The organism is Treponema denticola (assembly GCF_024181645.1).
Lineage (GTDB): Bacteria > Spirochaetota > Spirochaetia > Treponematales > Treponemataceae > Treponema_B > Treponema_B denticola_A.
In genome coordinates, this window is sequence record NZ_CP058624.1 from 453,788 (window position 1) to 475,654 (window position 21,867).

A 21,867-nucleotide genomic window follows, 5' to 3' on the forward strand; every position below is an offset into this window, starting at 1 on the left:
AAATGAAAAAATTATGGATCATGATTATTGCAATTGCGTTTATGATTTTAGTTGCGGGAACTGCTGCGGCTATTATAATAACAAATTCCGGTTCGGAAAAAGGAGATAAAAATATGAGCAATTTAAAGAATATAGAAGCTTTAAAAGAAGATGGGCTTTATGCTGCTATCGATACCGATAAAGGTTTGATTGTCCTAAAGCTTTTTTACAAAGAGACCCCTTTAACGGTATGTAATTTTGTAGGATTAGCTGAAGGAACTCTTGATGCTGCTAAGGGAAAACCTTTTTATGACGGAATCACCTTTCATAGGGTAATAGCTGATTTTATGATTCAAGGCGGAGATCCTACCGGCACAGGTTCAGGCGGTCCCGGTTATAGATTTCCTGATGAGATTGTAGAGAATTTAAAGCATGACGGTCCCGGTGTTTTGTCGATGGCAAATGCAGGTCCCGGTACTAACGGTTCTCAATTTTTTATTACCCATGTTGAAACTCCATGGCTTGACGGTAAGCACACGGTTTTCGGACGGGTTGTTGAAGGCCAAAATGTTGTAGATGCAATTCAACAGGGTGATAAAATGAATAGTATTAAAATTATCAGAACCGGAAATGAAGCAAAGGCTTTTAAAACTAATCAAGAAGCCTTTTATAAATACCTTTCAGATTCAAAAGAAAGTGAAAAGCGCAGAGCAGCGGCTATTGCAAAAAAGATGGAAGACCTGATTAAAACGAAATATTCTCCTGCAAAACTTGATGATGACGGCGTATATTTCTTTGTTATAAAGCAAGGAAAGGGAGACACTCCTAAACAAGGTCAAACCTTAACTATGAAATACAAGGGCTCTCTTTTGGAAAACGGAAAGGTCTTTGATGATTCCGATATGCACAAGCCTTTGGAATTCCCTGTGGGTGTAGGCCGGGTTATTCCGGGTTTTGACTCTCAATCGGCAAAAATGACTTTGGGTGAAAAACGGATTATCATTATTCCTCCTCATCTTGCTTACGGCGAAGCAGGTGCAGGCGGTGTCATTCCTTCGAATGCTTATCTGGTTTTTGAACTTGAATTGTTAAATATAAAATAACATAAAAAATAAGGAGTTGTTTATGAAAGTAAATTTTGTTAGAAAATTTGTTTTACTCTTGTGTGTTTCGTTATTCGCCTTTGCTTCTTGTACAAAGGAAGACGTAACTTCAAAATCTGAACCTGCAATGCCTGAGGCTATGGATTCAATGGAGAAAGATACTCCTAAAGAATCTATGGGAGAAGTAAATGCAGACGGAGTTATCTATGTGCATCGTGCAGGACTCTATACCGAAACGGATGAGGGGAAAATGAAATGGGCGGCAGAAGCTTCATTGGGGGATGTCGCTATGTACCTTGGCGAAAAAAAGGAAGCACAAAGAACTGATGGTCAAAAGCGAGTATTCTTCCATATTTCTTTAAAGGAGAAAGAATATTGGATTCAAGACTATTGTTATGAGCCTAATACGGTTGCAGGATTTATTTCTGCAACAGATACGGTTCTATACAAATCTGATTCTTTAACGGCAGTTACAGATGAAATCATACCTCAGTATTTTATTGTTGCCGTTTATAAAGACAGTTTAAACAGCTCTAATCAGAAATTTGTAAAGATTGCAGCTTATTGCCCTGAACTGGTAACTTCGTGGATCGTAAAAGAAAAGTATGCCAAAAGAGATACTGTCGAATTTCAAAAAGAAAATGTAGCAGCAATGGTTCTTGCACAAATTGCAATGGAAACTCAAAGTGAAACAAGCAGGGCAGAGCTGTTTCAAAATGCTATTGAAATGGATTCGAGATATAGTGATGATATAGCAATCTTACAAAATCTTGCTCAAGTGCTGGATGCTGAGGCTGCTTTTTTAAAGAAGCTTGTAACCGAAAAAATTGACAAGAAATTCACTGCAAAAGAAGATATAGATCTTTTGAGTATTCCGTCTTCAGAAGGTGAACCAAGAGTATTGGCATCCGTAAAAGCCGATACCATTCTTTATGCTTCAAAAAAGGTTGTCTTTGTTAATATTGTCGGTGGTAATGACGATAGTTCTCCTCAGACCGAATGGTACTATGTACAAAATAAACAAAAAAAAGGCTGGGTTCAAGCTTCATATCTTGAAGAAAAATAAGTTTTTTTAGCGAAAACCGTCTTGGCTTTAAAAGGCCTGACGGTTTTGTTTTAGATTAGTTCTATATTAGACTAAGATCTATCGTCAAAATGAATTTTAATTTTTTAAGCTTTTCCGATTTTGTTTTTTCACATATTAATTTTTTTATTTTATTCTGTGCAATAATTCTTGATTTTATTTTGGGCGATCCTTATTCTTTTCCTCATCCCGTAAAATTTATCGGGAGCCTTATAAAAAAAGAAGAAGCCCTTGCACGGTTTTTTTTTAGTTCTCCGAGAGGTTTAAAGTTTTCCGGTTTTTTGATTGTCATTTTCAATGTTAGTTTCAGCTTTTGTCTTATCTTTTTCTTTTTAAAATTATTATATCCTTACAAGATTTTATACTTTGTTTTTTCGGTATGGATCAGTTATACATGTCTTGCAGCCCGCTGTCTTCAAAAAGAAGCTATAAAAGTTTTTAAGGCCTTACAGATAAGCCTTGAAGAGGGAAGAAAGCAGATTGCAAATATTGTAGGCAGGGATACCGAGTCTTTGGATGAAAAAGGAGTGAGCCGTGCCTGTGTTGAAACCATAGCCGAAAATACAAGTGACGGGGTTATAGCTCCACTGTTTTTTATGATGCTTTTAGGCCCTGCAGGCGGTATAGCTTATAAGGCCGTAAATACCATGGATTCTATGCTCGGCTATAAAAATGAAAAATATGCCGACTTGGGATTTTTTCCGGCAAAGATTGATGATATTGTAAACTATGTTCCGGCCCGACTTTCGGCCTTGCTTATTCTTGCAGGTCCTTTTTTTTGTAACCTACGAAGACTGGAGCAAAACTGTTCGCAAAAAAGAATTTCAAACAAAATAATTCCGAAACTAACTGCAATAAAAAGAGGTTTTAAGATTTGGAGGCGGGATTGCAGAAAACACTCAAGCCCCAATTCCGCTCATCCTGAAAGCGCTGCTGCCGGTCTTTTAGGTTTAAAGCTGGGAGGCCCGAACTATTACGGCGGAGTGCTTGTCGAAAAGCCCTTTATAGGGGATGATATTTTTGAAATTGAAGATGAAGATATAAAAAGATGCATACAGCTGATGTATGCATCCGAGATTTTTATGTTTGGGCTTTATGCTTTTTTTATTTTTCGGGAATATCTTTTCGGTTTTTAGCTATTTTTGAAATAAGACCGTATTCTACGGATTCTTCTGCATTGAGCCAGCAATCCCTGTCCGTATCCTTTGCAACCTTTTTTTCATCCGTGCCGGTTTCTTCTGCGATGAGCTTGTTTATTTTTACTCTCATCTTTTCAAGCTCTTTGGCGTGTATTTCTATTTCGGTTGCGACTCCCTTTATGCCGGATAATGGCTGATGGATAAGGTAGTGGCTGTTAGGCATACCGAAACGGCGTTCCTTGCTTGCGGCAAGAAGAATGATGGAGGCTGCGCTGGCAACGAGTCCCATACCTATTGTGTAGACGGGTGCCTTGATAAATCTTATCATATCGAAGATTGCAAAGCCTGCATCGGCATCTCCCCCGGGGGAATCTATATAAATATAAATAGGCTTTGTTGACGACAAGGATTCCATGAGTAAAAGCTGGCGTACTATTTTTTCGGAAAGCTCCTTGTTGATTTCTCCGGCCAAAATAATTTGGCGTGTATTAAGAAATTTTTGCATCAAAGCATCGTCATCATTTGTTTTATTTTTTTTCTCTTCATTTTTTTCATTTATAAAGTTCATGTAAGCTCCTAAAATTTTTTCGTGGGTATCTTTTAAAATCCACCAAGTTTTTTAAAGATACCCTAATATACAAAAAATTTAAACTATTGTACAGGGGGTAATTTTTTATACCCTATTGTACAAGACATTCCAGAGTTGTAATTTTTCGGTCATCTCGCAGTTTTCATAAGAGCCGGTTACCCTCCATTGCCAGTTTCTTCCGACTGTTGAAGGTTCATTCATTCTTGCTTCCGAATTTAAAAACAAAAGATCCTGCATCTGTACGGCTGCAAAATCCGCCACGGAAGAAAAAGCTTTTCGGATTATTTCGGAGGCTAATTCTTTTTTAAATTCATAAGTGTTTAAAATGGAGCAAATCCTTTCATCCTCTTTTTTTCCGTAAAGATAGGTGTAAATAAATTTTAGCATCTCATCGGAAGAATTTTCAAGACAGCCCATGATTGTGTCGTTGTCGTGGGAGCCGGTATATACGGCACAGTTTTTTTTGTGGTTATGAGGCAGATAAGGGTTAATCATATTTTCCGATTTAAATTCGTTTAAGTCAAAGGCAAATTGCAATATCTTCATCGTCGGAAAATTAAAATCATCTCTGAGTCTGGCAACCTCAGGCGTTATAATTCCCAGATCTTCAGTTAGTATAGGAAGCTCTATCCTGTATTTTTCATCCAATGAAATCAGATCCTTTTGTATTTCTTCAAAAAAATTATGGTCAGGGCCTTTCACCCATTTTCCTTCTTGAGCAGTTTTTGCACCTCGGGGGATAGACCAAAAGGCTTCAAAGCCTCTAAAATGGTCGAGGCGTATTATGTCGAATAGTTTTAGGGTATGTCTTATGCGGGCCTTCCACCATAGGTAGCCGTCTTTTTTCATCTTAGCCCAGTCATAAAGAGGATTGCCCCAAAGCTGTCCCGTAGGGCTAAAAAAATCGGGAGGTACACCGGCGACGGCTTTAGGCTTAGCTTTTTCGTCCAGTAAAAATAAGCTTTGGTTTTGCCAAACATCGGCTGAATCCATTGCTGCAAATATCGGAATATCTCCTATAAGTTGTATGCCGTTTTTTTCAGCATAATCTTTTAATTTTTTCCATTGCGAAAAAAAGAAAAATTGTATAATCTTTTGGGCCTTATATTCTTCGGAATGTTTATTTAAAAATTCTTTTACTGCGTTTTCTTTATTTAAGGCAAGTTCCTTGGGCCAAGCTTCATTCCAGATTCCTTGCACTAAATTTTCTTTATTTGCTCTTTTTTCATAGTCTTCTTTAATTGTCATAAAGGCTGCATACCCGTCCAGCCAAAAACTTTCTTCTTGATAAAAATTTTCAAGTTCTTCTTTTAACGACGAGTCTGTTTCCGTTTTGTGCAATAAAAATGCAGCCGCTTTTTTTAGAATCCTTGTTTTATGGTAATGGATTAAACCGAAATCCACTCTTTTAGGATCAGTATTTTCTTGTACAATTTTTTTGTATTCGGCAAAATATTTTTTTTCTAAAAAGCCTTCTTCACAAAGATCTTGAAGACTTATAAGATAAGGGTTTCCTGCAAAGGCCGAAAAAGAAGCATAGGGTGAGTCGCCATAACCTGTGGGACCAATCGGAAGCATCTGCCAAACTCCCGTTCTTGTTTTTTTTAACCAATCTATAAAGGCAAAAGCTTCTTTACCGATTGTCCCTATGCCTTCATCATTAGGTAACGAGGTAGGATGTAAAATAATACCTGAACTTCTTTTCATTTATTTTCCTCCATTGTTGGTTTATAATTTATCAGTTTATAATTTTCTGCTATGTAAAATATAATTCCCGTAATTCCCGGAAATATAAATAGGGCAGGGAATGAAATAAATAATTTTATGGCACTGAAAAATAAAATTTTATATGTAAAAAAAGAATTTTCAAAAAAAAGATAAAAGGATTTTTTTAAGTTGCAGATTATTCCTTTATTTTTCTTTTGAAAAGTGATTATGGCCGGATACCAAAAAAAAGAAAGTTCAAAAATAAAAAAAATAAAAAGAATGAGTACTGAAAAAAAATATCCCGTAATGGTTTTTAGTTTTAAAAAATATCTTAATAAAAAAATCAATGCCGATATAATCGATAATTTTATTACAGATATAATTAAAGCTTCTATAAAATTTTCTTTTACACCGGTTATAAGGCTTTTTATATTTGCCTCATCCTCTTTATAATAAAAAGAATATGAGGCAAAACTTATTATGTGAAAGATTATATAAAAACTTATATTAAAACCAATAGCCGTAAAATAAGTTTTAGGTAAAATTACCGGCATAAAAATAAATAGTATGAGTATAAAAATAAAAATTATGTTTAAAAAAAATATTTCTTTTTTCTTTTTTATCATCGTTTTAGTTAAGATTGGCGGCAGGTTTTGAGTTTTCTGTCTGCCTTAAATCTATCTATTGCAAGCTCTATTAAGTGCATTATAAGCTCGTTATATGGAAGACCTGAAGCTCCGCACATTTTAGGGAACATCGAAATTGAGGTAAAGCCCGGAATAGTGTTTACCTCGTTTAAGTATATCTTGCCGTTTCTTTTGTCGATAAAAAAATCTACGCGGGAAAGGCCTGATAGATCTAAGGCTTCATAAGCCTTGATAGCGGTTTCTCTGATTGTCTTTCTTTGGGTCTCATTTAAATCGGCCGGAATCTTTAATTCGGCTCCATTCGGATCGGTGTATTTTGCTTCATAGTCATAAAATTTATGGGTCGGAATTATTTCTCCCGGAATGTAGGCTACCGTTTTTGTGTTTCCGGTAACCGAACATTCTACCTCTCTGGCTTCAATACATGCTTCGACTAAAATTTTATTATCCCATAAAAAAGATTCTTCTGCCTGCTCTAAAAGTTCGTTTCTATTTTTTACCATTCCGGCACCCACAGAGCTTCCTGCCCTGCACGGTTTTATAAAGAGGGGATATTCCAAGTCTTTTTCGGCCCTTGCTAAGAGTGCTTTTTTCTTTTCCGGATCATCCCAGTCCTGTCTTTTGATTGCTATATAGGGTACAATGGGAAGGCCCGAATAATCCCAAATCATCTTGGTTTTTTCCTTATCCATGGATATGCTTGTGGACATTACATCGCCCCCCACATAGGGGAGGTCGGCCATTTCAAAGAGGCCTTGAATTGTGCCGTCTTCTCCGAATCTTCCGTGTAAAACGGCAAAGACCGCATCAGTCGGTAAAAAGTCGTCTCCTGCTTTTAAACCTTTTTTTGTCCCGCCTCCGGGAATTACTGTTACTCGCTTCGCCTCATCTTTTTTTATTTTTAAAACGGCCTTTTCGTTTTTTATAATTCGCTCTCTTTCTTCATCTCCATGTAAATACCATGCTCCGCTTTTAGAAATACCGATTAGGTGAAGTTTGTATTTTTTATCTATTGTCCTTATAATCGATGATGCCGACTTTAGGGAAACCTCATGCTCGCTTGACTTTCCGCCGTAAATGATTGCTATATTCATACTTACCTCTATAAACTAACTTAAATTCATTCTACCATTATTTTATAAAATTTTCAATCAGATGTGATTTTAAATCCCATTAAAAATTTCAATGCCTTTATGAGTAATCTTATCTTTGTTATCCGATAAAAAAACTTCTAAGATGCTGATTGCAGAATTTTTAGGAGCAAATTTATTTCTTAAAGAAAAATTATCCAAGGCCCATGCGAGAGCCATAGTTATTGTGCCGTAGTGAGTTACGATGATTATGTTTTCATCTTTTAAGGCTGCTTCTTCTAAAAAGTCGGAAGTTCTCTTAAAATGTTCAAAGGAGGTTTCGCCTTCAGGCGGGGCTGAGCTGTCATTGTTCTCGATCCAGTTTTTTGCTTCAATAGGATATTTTGTTTGAGCTTCTTCAAATGTTAAGCCCTTAAAAATACCGAAGTTATATTCTTGGAGTCTCTTATCTGTTTGAATGTTTTTAAGGCCTAAGTACTCGGCTGTTTGTAAGGCTCTTTTGAAGGGGCTTGAATAAACTTTAAAAGAAGAAAAATCCTTTAGTTTGGGTTTTAAACCGTCAAGCATGGGATAGGCTTCTTCCGCCAAGGGACTGTCGTCAAAACTAAAAATTCTTTTTTTGTTTGTTACAGTAATTCCGTGTCTTATCAAAACTATTTTCATATTCTATCCTTGGATTTTTATAAATGGACGTTTATAAAAAAACTTGTACTTAAAACTGCCAGTTCCGTTAATTCTACAATAAGGCCGTTTACATCTCCTGTGGTGCCGCCTATTTTTTTATATGAAATTCTTATTATGATAAATGTTAGAATAAATGCGGTTAAAGGAAGGAGTAAATATTTTAAGCGTTCTGCTAAAATAAAAGTTCCTTGTATTTTTGAAAAAACAGCTATCTCAGGCGTAAAAAGGGAAAGAAAACATACGAGGATCAGCCAAAAGAAAAAACTAAACTTTGATGCCGACTTATGGAAGAGTAGGCCAAGGCCCGTATCCTTTGCCGGTTTTGAAAAAACTACAACTGCCAAACCTGAAAGCCTCGAAATTATTCCGGCTAGTATGAGCAGGCCTGCATCAGATATTATGGTAGAATAGTTTATGTATCTGAGAAGCAAAAAAACATTAAGTCCTATTGTTCCATAAGTTCCTATTCTAGGATCCTGCATAATTTCCAATATTTTTTCTTTTTTTCTTGCAGAAAAAAAACCGTCTATAGTGTCTCCGACTCCGTCAAGGTGAATGCTGCCTGTTAAAAATAAATAGAGGAGCAAACTTATAAATCCCGACATTGCAATATATTTTTGCGGGAGGAAATAGATGGGGATAAGAACAATGCCTGCAATAAGCCCTCCTATAAGAGGTAAAAAATAAAAAGCTCTTTTAATATTTTTTTCGTTAAAGTCTATGTTTATGTTGATGGGGATGCGGGTAAAAAACTGCAAGGCTAAAATAAAACCTTTCATATTGATGCTCCGTCTTTTATTTTTATAGGTAGGCCGCAAACACAGAGAACAACCTCATCTGCAAGCTCGGCGATTTTTGCATTTACTATTCCTTGAATATCCGAAAAAGCTCTTGACACGGGATGCATCGGTACAATAGATGACCCGACCTCATTGGTTACAAGAATTAGGGAGCCGTTTATTTTTTTTATTTCTAAAATAAGATTTTTGATTTGAGTTAATGAAACATCGATTGTCTTTTGAATATCTTCTTTGCAGGGTTTTTCTTTTTCTCCTGTTATTTGAAAAAGAATTCGAGAAATTAAATTTGTTATGCAGTCAAGCAAATAGTGTTTTTCTCCGTTGACGGCTTTTTCTAAGTTTAAAAAGCCCTCATAGGTACGCCACTTTGGGTTGCGTCTTTTAATATGCTTTTTTACTCTTTCCTGCATTTCATCATCATAGATTTCGGCGGTTGCTATATAGACAACATCATCTATTCCGTCTAAAAGTTTTTCGGCATAGGCCGATTTTCCGCTCCTCGATCCGCCTGTTATAAGTGTTATCATAAGATAATTATATCAAAAAAAAGGAAAATGTTAAGAGGGTAAAGAAACTGCGTAAGGGGTTTTAAAGAGCCTTATTTTTAAAAAATGCCAAACGCATAAAAAAGCCTTTTACGGCAGGAAGACTTTCATAATAAACCGTTCCGTCCGTTTCTTTTACTCTTTCTTCGATAGCTTTTAAGCCTATTCCTTTTTTGATGTCGGTACAGCCGATCCCATTGTCCTTCATAGTAACTATGAGGGAGGTTTCGGTATAGGAAAAGTGAATCGTAATTTTTGAAGCATTGCTGTACTTTGCAGAATTGGATAGAAATTCCTGAGCCGCCTTATATACTGCATGACTTTGTTTTTCGTTTAAACTCCAAATATCTTTTGAAAAAGTAAACTGTACATTGATATTTGTCATTTTTTTAAATTCCCCTATCAGATTGTGAACTAGGATTATTATCTCATACTTATTATAATCTACCGGTTTTAATTCTCTCAGAGCAAACCTGACTTCTTCTAAGTTCTTTTTAGCAAAGGCATTTAAATCTAAAATTTTTTGAGGTAAATCATTGTTGTTGTTCTTTGCAGCGGCATAGAGTGCATTTAGTTGAATAATCATTGTAGAAAGTCCGTGTCCTACGCTGTCATGTATTTCTCTGGAGATGCGGTTTCTTTCTTTTAAGGTCATAAGATCTTCTATCGACTCATTGTAGATTTCCAAATCATGAATGGAATTTAAAAGCTCTTCTTTTTGAATGTTTAATTCTTCTATTTTATTTTGGGAAAAAATAATTTTATTTTGATTTAGTTTAAAATATTCCAAAACCCCTCCGCTTAAAATAAAAAGGGCCGTGTAGTTTATGATTATTCCCATATCAAAATTTCTTAGTGAAAATATACAGACTGCAAGTCCTATTATTCCCAATATGTAGGTATAAGGCTTTGAATTATAATAAAAACTGTCTATCAAGGGAATTAAAAATATAAGGAAAGGAATTACTAGCCCTGTAATATGTAGAAAAAAACAAAGAGTCCAATCGATTAAACAAAGAATAAAAAAAAGAGTTTTCCTGTTTATATAAAAGAGTCTAAGATTAAACAGTATAATAAAACAAAGATATAATAAAAACTGAATTCCGGTAATCCTATCTCCGTTTACGCTTATTTGAATGAGACTTGATGTTATTAAAAAATAATGAATAAAAATAAAGAACTTATTTTTCATAAAGCCGATTATATTATAATAATTAAGTTTTTGCAAGATTGAGACTTAAAAAAAAGGAGGCAGAAGCTGCCTCCTTTAAATTGATTTTAATTTATCTCGTTGTTAAACTCTTTTATTTTCCAGCTTCCGGCTGTAAAAATAGCGGCAGTCATCGCCCAGACTATCAATATGTTTGGAAAAAGTTTTTCTTTATCCAGCATTTCCATCAGCCAATATAGAGGCGAAAACATGGAAATATTTTTAAACACAGGCGGAATTGAAACAAAGGGCATTACAGAAATAATAGCAAGGAAAAATAAGACTATTGTAAGAAGACTTGTTATATTCGAAGCAAGAGCCAGTTGAGATTCCTTTTTAAAAATTCTTGCTATTAAAATAGCTATGGATAGAGCAAAAAAACTTGTTGAAACCACGGCTAAGAATATCAAGGGAAGTCCCGTAATCTCTAATTTAAATATTATTGTTGCAGAAATAAAGACTATCATATTTACTACCACTTGAATAAATACAAAGGCTAATAAAAAGCTTCCCACTATTTTAAATTCGGAGTTTGGGCTTATTATTGCGCGTGCCAACATCTTTGTTTCCCTAAATTTTATTAAGTCGGTTACAATCGCTGTAGAGCCGAAAATGATTATATACAATACAAGCAAGGTCATTATTTTTAAACCTAGACTTATAATATTTTTATTATCCTGTGTTTTAAATACAATATTTATATTTTTGTTTAAAAGATTTTCTTCATTTTCGGCTAGGCTTGAACTTTTAATAAAATTATTTAAAAGATAAGCATTGATACTTAAATTGAGTGCTTGAATTCTATTATCAAGAATAATGCTTTCTTCTGTTTTGAAAATTTCAAGTTCAGGCTTTTCATTTTTTGAAATTTTTTCGGAAAAATCTTTAGGTATAATTATAAAACCGGGTATTTTTCCGGTTGCAAGTTTTTCCTTAACCTTTGCTAATTCTTCTTCTCTATTTTCAGGACGGACTGTAGACTCGGAACCGGCAAAAAAGTTTTTCCATATATCTCCCGTATCATCGACAAAATAGCCTACCTCACCCATTTGAACGGTATAATCGGTCTTTTTAGTTTCCAAATCATCGGTATCTTTCGGATCAAGAACAAATCTTATTACAAAAATAAGAATTATCATTGCAAAAGGGAAAATAATCAACATACTTGCATTAGTTATATTTTTTAGTATTCTTTTTAGCTGTGCTAAAAATAAACATAAGAATTCTTTCATATCATACTCCTTAAATTTCCGTTTTTTTAAAACTTACCATCAGTAAACCCAGAATATAAAATACTGCGCCAAAGGTGAGCATTATAAGCAAACTGCCTATCATTCCTCCAAAAGAATTTTCCACAACAATGTTCTTAAGAGGATTAGTTATAATTTGGGAAATGTTATATTTAAAAAATAGTTTCGCGATTTTGTTTTCATTTGGAATTGAGAAAAGGACAGATCCTAAAACACCGAAAACAAAAAATATGATCATGGTTATTGCATATACAATTTCTTGTTTATTAATGCTTACCAGTGAACAAGCAACGCTTCCGGTTACAATGGAAAAACTTGCAGCGTATATAAAAAGCAGAATGAGATTTCCCATAAAAGAAACTTTTAACAATCTAAAGATTAAAAGATAAATTGTTATAGCAATAAATACTTTTAAGGCTATACTTATTATTTGAGCATTAAAGATATAGGTCGAGCTTTTAGGTATTGAGTTAATGCGCAGGGTAAGACCGGCCATCTTTTTCTTATATGAGGGAGTAAGGATTTCCATAACAAACATAAAGAATAAAATGATAGTTATGGATATTGCATAGACTTCATAACTTGACATACTGTGAAGAGCCGGGTGCATAAGAATTTTGCCTATAGGTTTAGCCGCTTCTTTTTGAATATTAAGATACTGATTCATAAGCTCCGTAGATTGATCGGAAGCTGTAATCGCCTTAGTCATTTTATAATTCCCGTTAATGGAACTGCTTATATTTTTAATTATATTCGATAAAACACTAATTGATGCCGAAGACTTTTCTTTACCGATAATTAAAATATCAAACTCTTTATTTTCTTCAACTGCGGTTTGATAGCCTTTGGGAATTTTGATTTTATATTTTGCATTTGTTTCATCTTCAATTTTTATAAAATCTTTTAAGATATTTGAATTTAAAGCACCGGTCAGCTGTTCCGATAAAAAAGTCTTATCTTCATCATCTAAAAAAACTGAAATAGCCTGTTCTTTAGTTTCAGCCTTAAAATCCGATTTTCTCAAAAACCCGTTATAGCCTACAAAAAAAATTGGAAGACAAAGGTAGACTAAAATAAAGGTAATAAAGTTATCTTTTACCGCTATAAGCGTAATTTTTAAAAATGCTTTCATCTATATTCCTCCTGAAGCTTCAATCATTCTCCTACTCACGCAATTTTTTCCCTGTGAGCTGTAAAAACACCTCACCTAAATTCAGCTCATTTATTTGTATGGCCTTGATTACGGCTCCGGATGTTTGCAAAATTTTAATAAGCTCATCAAGATTGACCTTGTTTCGTTCGTAAAGGATATTCAAGGTGCCTGCTTCTTTTTCTACATTTAAGGCCCCATCCAAAAGACGGATTTTTTCTATTAGGTCTTCATTTATGTTGTCGGCCTTTATTTCGAGAGTTACGGTTCCGTTGGCCTTTTCCTTTACGGAATTAAGGGTGCCGTAGGCAATCTCTCTTCCTTCATCGATTACAAAGATATTTTTGCAAAGTTCTTCGACTTCTTCCATGTAGTGGGAGGTATAAAGAATTGTAGTTTTCTCTTGAGAATTTACCCTACGCAGATATTCAAAGATATTGTTCCTTGACTGAGGGTCAATACCTACCGTGGGTTCATCTAAAATTAAAAGACGGGGTTTATGCATAATGGCTGCAGCAAGGTTGAGTCTTCTTTTCATACCGCCTGAAAATTTTTTCACCTTTTCTTTTTTCTTTTCGGTTAAGCCGGCCACTTCCAAGGCCTCGTTTACAGCTTCTTTTAATTTTTTCCCTGAAAGACCGTATAGGCTTGCAAAAAAATTGAGGTTGTCGATTGCCGATATATCCTCCGATAAGGCAAGTTCTTGAGGTACAAGACCTATCAGCCTTTTTGCTTCTATAGGCTTTTTTTTGATACTGTGTCCGCCTATAAGCACCTCTCCGTTTAGCGGATCCAATATTCCGGTTATTATATTTATCAGGGTCGATTTTCCGGCTCCGTTAGGCCCGATTAAACCGAAGATATCGCCTTCTTCAATATCAAAAGAAACACCTGAAAGAACCTGTTTTTTTCCGTATTTTTTTGATACATCCTTAACTTCCAATATTTTCATAAAACACCCCCAAAAAAGTTTTTTGATTGATATACCTCAATTTTAATCGATTTTGCTTAAAATAAAAGTGCCGAAAGTCATTTTTTATCGGGAAAATAGTCATGATCTTTTTCTGGCATAGGCTCTTGTATAAAGGTCCTTTTTTTGCGAAAATGAATATGATGAATTTTTATGATGAAATAAGAAGCCGATACGGGAATGTAAAAAGAGCACGGGGCTTTTATCTTTATACCGAAAAAAACATAAGACTTTTGGATATGTACCTTGACGGAGGAATGTCAATTTTGGGTAGAAGGGAAAATCAAGCTCCATTGGTTTTTAAGCAAAGTATAGATAAGGGCTTAAATGCATTCCTGCCTTCTTCGGGCGATTACCGGCTTAAAAAAGCCTTAAATTCCCTTTTTCCCGAACATCCTCATTTTTATCTTCTTTCGGAATGGAGCAAGGTTTCTTCGTTTTTAGAAACGAAAGATAATAAAACCTGTCTTGACTCTTGTATTATGGAAAATGTTTGGAAGCCTTTTTTGCCCTCATCTGAAAATCTAAAGAAAAAAAAAGTTTTTTTTGTAAATCCTCCGTTTTGCACTTCAATAAAAATTACGGTTTCTAAAGATGCTCTTCCTATTTTGTCTTCTGAAGTTTCTGCTGCCGAAAAAGAAGTTTTAGCTAAGGCTTTTTTTGACTTGATAAGAATCATTAAACTGCGGGAACACGAGAATAGGCTTTCGGATGAAGAATTGATAAATTCGGCCCGAGGAAAAAAGAAAAAACAGCAGCTTGAAAAAAACATAAAATTTTATAGAAGGGCAGCGGAACTATGCTCCCATTTTTGGAATATGGAAGGCCCCTATCTTTTCCCAAAATTGGATGAAGAAAAATATGAGGACTTTTTTAAGGCTGCCTTGGATTCTCATATTCTTTTGTCTCCTCATTTTACTATTCCATCGATATTGCCGAAAATAAGAGTGTACACCGAGCTTGAGAATTTTCTTAAGGCTCAAACACAAAATGTAAGGATTAAATAATGAATGATTTAGTTAAATTTTTATCGGAAGGTTATCCTATTTTATTATTTACGAAATTGTTTTTAGGAGCGGTTGCCGTTTTTTTCGCAATTATAGTATGGAGCAAAACCAAGAGGATTTCTATGATTCTTTTTGTGCTTGGTGTGTTTTTGATGTATATTTCGATTTTAACCGATACGCTTACATATTTCGGTTTTATAAATACTAAATTTTTTACTATCGGACGGCTTCCTCTTCTTTCTCTCATTTTTGAAAGTGCCCCAATAGCTTTTTTTATTGCTAGTTTTTGTGTTTTTTTGCGGGAAAGGATTTTTTAATTCCGATTTGGTTTTTGAAAGTTTAGCTTTTACAAGCCCTTACAATATAGATAGGATTTTCTCCCTTAAAAAGACCTGCCCTTCCCATTGAGGCGGTTTGAATAAGATCGGCCTCAATTTCTGTATATCCGTATTTTGGGAGGAGTTCTAAAAATTCGTTTAAATTTTTTATAAGAATAAAATTAGCACAAATTATTCCTCCTTTTTTTAAGTGGCCTTCCAGATAGTCAAAAATATTTTTTAACTCGCCGCCGCTTCCGCCTATAAAACACTTATCAAACTGTAAGTCCTTATATTCGGCCGATAAAAGAGCTTCGGGTGCTTTCCCTAAAATAAGATTTATTTTAACTCCGAATTTTTTTGCGTTTTCTTTTATGAGTGCGTAAGCCGTTTTATCGAATTCAACTGTTGAAACTTCTGCTCCCTGTAAGGCAGCCTCAATTGAAACGGAACCCGTGCCTCCGCCGATATCCAAAAACTTATCTCCTTTTTTTATTTGAAGATGAGCGATAGACAGGCTTCGTATGTTGAACTTGGTCATCGGCACTTCGCCTCTGATAAATTCGGAATCTTTAATATTTTTCATTTTGAACCAATACCGTATTTAAAAAAGATTTTACTATAATTTTATCGCCTATGGTATATTCTTCAATCGATTCATCCGGATATGAAAGATTATAGCCTACAAAAAGTCTTCCTTTAAAGCCTTCTTCTTTTAGTCTTGCCGAAATTATGTCGGGATTGTTTGTCTTATCGGTAAGAATAAAAAAGCTATCCTTGCTGTGCATTTCCGTAAAGTCTGTTTCTCTTCCGTGAAAGGAATAAAAGGGCAGGGTCTGCCACTGTTTTTGAATTTTGGCCATAAAATATTGCATTGAAGATATGCCGGTTATTACTTTTTCTATTTTTATGTTTTTATTTTTGATGAATTCGGTAATTCCGAAAAAACAGGGGTCGCCTGAGGCAAGGACTAAAACCTTTTTTGTCTCTATAGGTAGATCAAGAATTTCGGAGATTCCCTTTAGAGTTTTTACGTCATTCCTTATCGGTTTGACATCGGAAGCTATACGCTCAAAGCCTGCAACTATATCCGCATCCTTGATTGCTCGTATAGCCTCTTGGGTTAAAAGTTCTATATTTCCGGGCCCTGCTCCGGCGACCGTTAAAGGCATAATTTACTTTGAGGCTACAGCTTTTAGGGCCTTATCAAAAAGTTTTTCAAAGCCTTCCTTACTTAAACTTCCAAGGTGAAGTGTACCGGGGATAAGTTGTCCCTTTTTGTTTACCATAAAGCTTGTAGGAAAACCTGCAACCTGTTCGTATATGGGCAGAAAGCTGTCAACAGTTACAAGTGCCTTAAAGGTGCATCCTGCATCTTTCCATATTTCTTTGGCTAATGCCAGAGTTTCGGCATCGCCTTCAGGAAGGTCGGCTGTAAGGCCAATAACGTTTACTTTTTTATCGGCATAAGCTTTATAAGCGGCCTCCAAATGAGGTAATTCGGTTTTGCAAGGGCCGCAAAATGTTCCCCAAATATTTACCAATGTAACATCGTAGTTTTCAAAAATTTCGCTGGTAACCGTATTTCCGTCAAGATCCTTTGTTGAAAACGTAAGACGGTTTTCACTAGCGCTTAAAATTTTTGATTCCGATGCTGTTGCAACTTCTTTTGCAGTTAAAGGTTTTTCTGCTTCTGCATTGCCCTGTGTTTCGTTTTTTGTGCACGAAGCAAATAAAATACCCGCAAAGATTGCAGTCAGTACATAAAAATGTAACTTCTTCATTTGTAAACTCCTATAGTTTAAAATAATTCTAAAATTTCCTAGTCAATATACTTACTACTTACGGAATAATCAAGGGTTTTGAGAAAATTTATTATAGAAATTTTCAAAACCGAAAATTATTCAATCGGAAAATCTCCCTGTACCCTAAAAATTAAAAGCTGAATTAAAGATTTTCAATTTCTTCACGGCTTAAGCCTGTTCCTTGGGCTATTTTAGCAATGTCAACTCCTAATCGCTTAAAAGCCGCTGCCGTTTCAAGTTTATTTTGGTAAGCACCCTCAGCAAATGCTATTTCTCTCTCCTCAGCTCGTTGTACTGCTATATCTGTTTCATAATCATATTCGGCTAATAACATATTTAATACCTCCTTAGTCTTGCGTTTTAGATATTCACGCAAAATGTCGTTTGATATACATTCTTCAACGGCTTTTTCAAAACCGTTTTGAGTATCTATTTCTTTCCATTTCCTTACCGTTTCCACAAATATACTGTATTCCTGCATTGTTTTGCATTTTTCCAATATAGGATGACGGTTTTGTCTGTTTATGTTTATTACTTTAACGCTCAATTCAAGATTAGGTTGCTCGTTTTGTTCTATAAAAGCATCTGAGAGTTTAAGAGTTTTATCACAAGGAAATGGTTCTTCGCCATTGTAAAATACATAAAATTCCGGTGTCGGAATTTTTAATAGTTTACGGCTATATTTTTCTTTTGATTCAAAAAGAGTTTCATATAATCGGCTGACATATTCAAGACAACGTAAAGGCATATTTGGGTTAATAGTTGACTGATGTTCTGCAAGAACTATGATTTTATTATCTACAAGGTAAGAAACATCATTATAAAACGTCATATAAAGAACCTGATCAAGTCTAATATTTTTTAGCTGTTCTGTGTCTTTAAGTGCAGTATTATGCAAAGCATTGTAAAGCGATAAAAAATTTTCTTTTGCTTTTTCATCTTCACTGAAAAGGTCAACAAAGACAGAATCTTTATAGTTGCGTTTATTTTTACTCATTTTTCTCTTCCATCCTTACAGTTTATTATACCACAGTAGAGACAGTTTTTCAATCTTTGTGATTCTTAAGTTAAAAACCGGCATGGATATTATAAAAAAATTATTTTTCGGCTTTAGCTTGGGTTTGATTGTTTTCCGTAAAAAGAAAGCTGTGCTCGATAGCTTTTACGGGACAAGCCTTGATACATTCTCCGCATCTTATACATTCAGGGCTATTGGGGGTCTTATATGTCGGAATATCCAGTTTACAGGTTCTTTCGCATTTTCTGCATTTTATGCACTTGTCATTTATTTTTAAGCGGTATAGGCTTATAGGATTGAACATTCCTAAAAAGGCTCCGAGGGGGCATAAATAGCGGCAAAAGGGTCTGTAAAAAATCATTGAAAGCATTGAAATGATTGCTAAAACCGTAAATTTTAGGCCGAATAAGGCTCCTAAAGAGTTGGTGAGAGCTTGATTCATCGAGATAAGCGGAATTGCTCCGAATAGGATGCCTGACGGGCAAATATATTTACAAAAATAAGGATCGCTCAGTCCGTATTTATCCTGCAAGGCAAAGGGAAGAACAAAGACAAAAAAGACAAGGATAAAGTATTTTAGATACCTTAAAACCTTGTTTACTTTTTGCGGAACCTTAATTTTTTTTAAGGGAATCTTATCCAATAGGTCTTGGAAAAGTCCGAAAGGGCAAATATAGCCGCAAAAAAGTCTTCCTGCGGCTATTGCAAATAGCGACAATAGGCCTACCACATAAAAAGCAAAGTTAAATTTGCTGCTTCCAATGGTTGCCTGTATCGAGCCGATAGGGCATCCGAACAAAGCACCCGGGCATGAATAACAGTTTAAAACAGGCATACAGACTTTTTTCATAGGGCCCTTATAGATTTGACCCTTTAAAAAGCCTATAAGATTTCCGTTTACTGCCAACATTCCTAATGCTTGAATTGCATGGCGTTTTTTATTCAGTGTTTTTTGTTTGTTTTGTTTAGCCAATTCCTATACACTCCATACATATATTTACAGCCTTTTTGAGGACTACAGCAACTTCACCGCGGTATATTCCTATAAGGGTAAAGCTTAATGCTAAAATAATAACAAGTATTGCCGCTATTTTCTTTTTCATTTATTTTCCTACAGCTTTTAAAGCTTTTTCCATAGCTTCGGTAAATTCTGCAAGATCGCGGCTTCCAATGATGATATCATTAACGGAAGATGCTATAATATTTCCTTTTTTGTCTACAAATATAGTTGTAGGCCAAGCTGAAAGATTATCCAATATAGGCTTTAATGTGTCATTGTATTGAACTACAGTGTACTTACAGCCGGCTTTGGAAATTAATTCTTTGGCTGTGGGAAGTGCATCTTGTGCATCAGGGCTTACATCACCAGTAATACCTATTATGTTACAACCCTTGTCCCTAAAGGCTTCATAGAGTTTGCCAATTTCAGGTAATTCTGCTCTACATGGGGGACACCATGTTGCCCAGATATTTATCATCGTAACATCGTATTTTGCGAGGATATCACTTGTTATTTTGTTGCCTTCAAGGTCAATAGTGTCAAAGGTTAAGCCTTTTACATTTTTTATCATTGCCGCTTCAGCAGAAATAGGGTCGGTACACTGAATTGTCGGAATGATTGGCTTGACTTGAGAAATCATATCTTTATAAATTTCAGCAGCCTTTTCACTTAAGCCTTCGGCATTAAAATCGGCGATAGCTAGAACTTGTGTGAATTCTTTTGTCTTTCTGATGACTTCGTTATTTGGAAGGCCTGTAAGTTCGGCAAGTGTTTTTGTACCTATCAGGGGTGTACGTAAAACAACGAGTTTATAAATCGGTTTAAGATAGGGATCTACTTCTTTTTGTATCTTTTCAATTTTTTGGTCTCTGCTTAACTGCTTGTTGCTTACAATTGCATCATATTTTTCATTTAATTCATCGGAAGCAAATTCATACAAATAAACTTTGTATACGACCTCATCGGTTTTCTTGTCTTCTTCACCGACACTGCTGTCTGCATTGACATTGTCCTTGTATGTATCAAAGAATGCGGGACGGTGCAGCTTAAATCCGATGGCTTTAAAATAACGCCATCCGGCTTCTTTTTCTTTCTTTGTCAGTTCCTTAATTCCGGTCTCTTTGGAACCGCCTGCGAAAGCTGCCGATGTAACAAGCAAAAATACAACGGCTGCTATAAAGATTTTGTAAAATTTCTTCATGCAAATCCTCCTAATAATTGAAATGCTCCTTTTAAATATATAGGTTTAGTGATAACGCGTCAAGTGAAATGTTTTTTTTGTGTTTTTTTGTTTTGTTTTTGCAAGCAAAAAACTTATTTGCTCACGCTTACCCATGTTACGGCTTTTGATGCTTTTTCAAGTTCTTGAACATTCATGCGGACAGCTGTGTTTTCGGTTCCTGCTGCAGGATAGACCCAATCCAATGGCCTTATGGATTCGTCTATATAAACCGGAACTTGAGTCTTTAAACCGAAGGGGCAGACTCCCCCTGCAGGATGGCCGATAAAATTGAAAAGCTGTTCTTCATTCATCATCTTTGTTTTGCAGTGAAAGGTCTTTCTGAATTTTGCATTGTCTATGCGGGCCGAGCCTGCAAGAAGGATGAGTATAGGATCTTCTTTTACCATAAAAGCCAGGGTTTTTACGATGAATTCGGGTTTACAACCTACCGCCTCTGCTGCAAGTTCTACGGTCGCACTTGAGGTATCGAATTCTATAATCCTGTCTTCCAGTGAAAATAAGCTTAAATGATCGCGTGCTTCTTTTAATCCCATTTACTTCCTCCTTAAAAGATAAACGAAAAAAGGGCCGCCGACCAGGGCCATCAGGGTACCGACGGGTAATTCTATGGGGGCCGCTATTGTGCGTGCAAATGTGTCAGCTATCAATAAAAATATCCCTCCATTTAATATCGAAAGGGGTAAAAGATATTTGTAGTTGGGACCTGTGATAAGTCTTACGATGTGGGGAATTACAAGGCCTACAAAACTTATGACTCCGACGAGAGAGGTGGAAATGGCCGCCAAAAAGGAGGCTGTGAGCGAAATTAGAATTCGGCTTCTTGTAATGTTTAAGCCTAAACTGCCGGCCTTTTCGTCTCCGAATAAGAGGAGATTGCTCGGACGGATGGCTGCAAGGGCGGCTGCAAGGCCTATGAGGGAGTAGGGCAAGATAAGCTTAACATCGTACATGCTGCGTCCCGAAAGGTTTCCGCTTAGCCAAAGCATGATGTTTTGAATCTTGTCGTTGTTTAAGATTGTAATAAGATAGCTTATCCCTGCAAAAAAAGCGTTTACTGCAACACCCGCCAAAATAAGGCGGACGGTTTTTACTCCGCCCTTCCAAGCCAAAAGGTAAACCAAGATAGCAGCTCCCATCGCCCCTATAAATGCGAATAGGGGGGCTGCCGTAACAAATTGAGGAAAGATCAAGAGGGCCAGTAAGAGTCCCAGCTTTGCTCCGCTCGAAATGCCTATTATTCCGGGGTCTGCCAAAGGGTTTTGGATAACCGCTTGGAGAAGGGCGCCTGAAGCAGCAAGGTTTGCTCCGACTATGAGGGCTAAAATAATTCTGGGCATCCTTATGTCCCAAATAATTATGGCAAAATCGGAATTTTCATGATAGAATATAATTTTTATAATCTCACTGAGGGGGATTTTTGTGCTTCCGAAATAGATTGCAGCCAAAACGGATAAGGCCAGAAGAATGCAAGAAATAAAGAGAAAGATGAGCATTTTTCTTCGGCGTTCTTCCAGCATTTTTTTACCCTT

25 protein-coding genes are annotated in these 21,867 nt (G+C 35.8%); 5 read left to right on the plus strand and 20 right to left on the minus strand.

Annotated elements, in window-relative coordinates:
- The first annotated feature begins 2 nt into the window (after positions 1-2).
- From HO345_RS02120 to cbiB, 3 genes are all read left to right on the plus strand, one after another.
- Positions 3-1,082, plus strand: a complete 1,080-nt coding sequence (locus tag HO345_RS02120) for a peptidylprolyl isomerase (protein WP_253683612.1) — start codon at positions 3-5, stop codon at positions 1,080-1,082.
- 22 nt (positions 1,083-1,104) lie between these two features.
- On the plus strand, positions 1,105-2,148 hold the full coding sequence (locus HO345_RS02125; protein ID WP_253683613.1) for an SH3 domain-containing protein: 1,044 nt from the start codon (positions 1,105-1,107) through the stop codon (positions 2,146-2,148).
- Positions 2,149-2,237: 89 nt separating this feature from the next.
- Positions 2,238-3,302: an adenosylcobinamide-phosphate synthase CbiB gene (gene cbiB, locus HO345_RS02130; protein WP_253683614.1), complete on the plus strand. Its 1,065-nt coding sequence runs from the start codon at positions 2,238-2,240 to the stop codon at positions 3,300-3,302.
- Here cbiB and HO345_RS02135 read toward each other — a convergent pair.
- The 11 genes from HO345_RS02135 to HO345_RS02185 form a co-directional block, all read right to left on the minus strand.
- Positions 3,271-3,873: an ATP-dependent Clp protease proteolytic subunit gene (locus tag HO345_RS02135; RefSeq protein ID WP_010695168.1), complete on the minus strand. Its 603-nt coding sequence runs from the start codon at positions 3,871-3,873 to the stop codon at positions 3,271-3,273. The genes cbiB and HO345_RS02135 overlap by 32 nt on opposite strands.
- Before the next feature lie 105 nt (positions 3,874-3,978).
- Positions 3,979-5,601: a 4-alpha-glucanotransferase gene (gene malQ, locus HO345_RS02140; protein WP_253683615.1), complete on the minus strand. Its 1,623-nt coding sequence runs from the start codon at positions 5,599-5,601 to the stop codon at positions 3,979-3,981.
- Positions 5,598-6,227: a hypothetical protein gene (locus HO345_RS02145; protein WP_366796482.1), complete on the minus strand. Its 630-nt coding sequence runs from the start codon at positions 6,225-6,227 to the stop codon at positions 5,598-5,600. Before HO345_RS02145 ends, malQ begins: the two co-directional genes overlap by 4 nt.
- 8 nt (positions 6,228-6,235) lie before the next feature.
- A complete protein-coding gene (locus HO345_RS02150; RefSeq protein ID WP_253683617.1) occupies positions 6,236-7,342 on the minus strand; it encodes a D-alanine--D-alanine ligase family protein in 1,107 nt (368 codons plus the stop codon).
- A gap of 69 nt (positions 7,343-7,411) precedes the next feature.
- Positions 7,412-8,002 carry a histidine phosphatase family protein gene (locus HO345_RS02155; RefSeq protein ID WP_253683618.1) on the minus strand — a complete coding sequence of 197 codons (591 nt, stop codon included), beginning with the start codon at positions 8,000-8,002 and terminating at the stop codon, positions 7,412-7,414.
- A 17-nt stretch (positions 8,003-8,019) separates the two neighbouring features.
- Positions 8,020-8,802 (minus strand): adenosylcobinamide-GDP ribazoletransferase, encoded by a 783-nt coding sequence (cobS, locus tag HO345_RS02160; protein ID WP_253683619.1) that lies wholly within the window; start codon positions 8,800-8,802, stop codon positions 8,020-8,022.
- Complete coding sequence (gene cobU, locus HO345_RS02165; protein ID WP_253683620.1) at positions 8,799-9,350, minus strand: bifunctional adenosylcobinamide kinase/adenosylcobinamide-phosphate guanylyltransferase; 552 nt, start codon at positions 9,348-9,350, stop codon at positions 8,799-8,801. Before cobU ends, cobS begins: the two co-directional genes overlap by 4 nt.
- A gap of 61 nt (positions 9,351-9,411) precedes the next feature.
- Positions 9,412-10,560, minus strand: coding sequence for a sensor histidine kinase (locus HO345_RS02170; protein WP_253683621.1), 1,149 nt, complete (start codon positions 10,558-10,560; stop codon positions 9,412-9,414).
- An 86-nt stretch (positions 10,561-10,646) separates the two neighbouring features.
- Entirely contained in the window at positions 10,647-11,810 is a 1,164-nt protein-coding gene (locus tag HO345_RS02175) for an ABC transporter permease (protein ID WP_253683622.1), read from the minus strand.
- Between the two features lie 10 nt (positions 11,811-11,820).
- The gene (locus HO345_RS02180; RefSeq protein ID WP_253683623.1) at positions 11,821-12,960 is read right to left on the minus strand and encodes an ABC transporter permease; all 1,140 of its coding nucleotides are present in this window, start codon (positions 12,958-12,960) and stop codon (positions 11,821-11,823) included.
- Positions 12,961-12,991: 31 nt separating this feature from the next.
- Positions 12,992-13,930 (minus strand): ABC transporter ATP-binding protein, encoded by a 939-nt coding sequence (locus HO345_RS02185; protein ID WP_253683624.1) that lies wholly within the window; start codon positions 13,928-13,930, stop codon positions 12,992-12,994.
- Positions 13,931-14,082: 152 nt separating this feature from the next.
- Here HO345_RS02185 and HO345_RS02190 point away from each other — a divergent pair, with 152 nt between their 5' ends.
- The gene (locus tag HO345_RS02190; protein WP_366796486.1) at positions 14,083-14,955 is read left to right on the plus strand and encodes a hypothetical protein; all 873 of its coding nucleotides are present in this window, start codon (positions 14,083-14,085) and stop codon (positions 14,953-14,955) included.
- The gene (locus HO345_RS13270; protein WP_495574028.1) at positions 14,955-15,272 is read left to right on the plus strand and encodes a hypothetical protein; all 318 of its coding nucleotides are present in this window, start codon (positions 14,955-14,957) and stop codon (positions 15,270-15,272) included. The genes HO345_RS02190 and HO345_RS13270 overlap by 1 nt, the downstream gene beginning before the upstream one ends.
- A gap of 22 nt (positions 15,273-15,294) precedes the next feature.
- Here HO345_RS13270 and cbiT read toward each other — a convergent pair whose 3' ends face one another.
- The 9 genes from cbiT to HO345_RS02240 form a co-directional block, all read right to left on the minus strand.
- Entirely contained in the window at positions 15,295-15,858 is a 564-nt protein-coding gene (cbiT, locus tag HO345_RS02200) for a precorrin-6Y C5,15-methyltransferase (decarboxylating) subunit CbiT (RefSeq protein ID WP_253683627.1), read from the minus strand.
- Positions 15,845-16,444, minus strand: coding sequence for a precorrin-6y C5,15-methyltransferase (decarboxylating) subunit CbiE (gene cbiE, locus HO345_RS02205; RefSeq protein ID WP_253683628.1), 600 nt, complete (start codon positions 16,442-16,444; stop codon positions 15,845-15,847). Before cbiE ends, cbiT begins: the two co-directional genes overlap by 14 nt.
- Before the next feature lie 3 nt (positions 16,445-16,447).
- Positions 16,448-17,056, minus strand: coding sequence for a TlpA family protein disulfide reductase (locus tag HO345_RS02210; protein ID WP_253683629.1), 609 nt, complete (start codon positions 17,054-17,056; stop codon positions 16,448-16,450).
- A 163-nt stretch (positions 17,057-17,219) separates the two neighbouring features.
- Complete coding sequence (locus HO345_RS02215) at positions 17,220-18,074, minus strand: Rpn family recombination-promoting nuclease/putative transposase (RefSeq protein WP_253683630.1); 855 nt, start codon at positions 18,072-18,074, stop codon at positions 17,220-17,222.
- 100 nt (positions 18,075-18,174) lie between these two features.
- Entirely contained in the window at positions 18,175-19,068 is an 894-nt protein-coding gene (locus tag HO345_RS02220) for a 4Fe-4S binding protein (RefSeq protein ID WP_253683631.1), read from the minus strand.
- Complete coding sequence (locus HO345_RS02225) at positions 19,061-19,198, minus strand: CD1871A family CXXC motif-containing protein (protein WP_002674194.1); 138 nt, start codon at positions 19,196-19,198, stop codon at positions 19,061-19,063. Before HO345_RS02225 ends, HO345_RS02220 begins: the two co-directional genes overlap by 8 nt.
- A complete protein-coding gene (locus HO345_RS02230) occupies positions 19,199-20,296 on the minus strand; it encodes a TlpA disulfide reductase family protein (protein ID WP_253683632.1) in 1,098 nt (365 codons plus the stop codon). It lies immediately after the preceding gene.
- Between the two features lie 113 nt (positions 20,297-20,409).
- Positions 20,410-20,871: a YbaK/EbsC family protein gene (locus HO345_RS02235; RefSeq protein ID WP_002674198.1), complete on the minus strand. Its 462-nt coding sequence runs from the start codon at positions 20,869-20,871 to the stop codon at positions 20,410-20,412.
- Complete coding sequence (locus HO345_RS02240; protein ID WP_253683633.1) at positions 20,872-21,855, minus strand: FecCD family ABC transporter permease; 984 nt, start codon at positions 21,853-21,855, stop codon at positions 20,872-20,874.
- Positions 21,856-21,867: the final 12 nt, after the last annotated feature.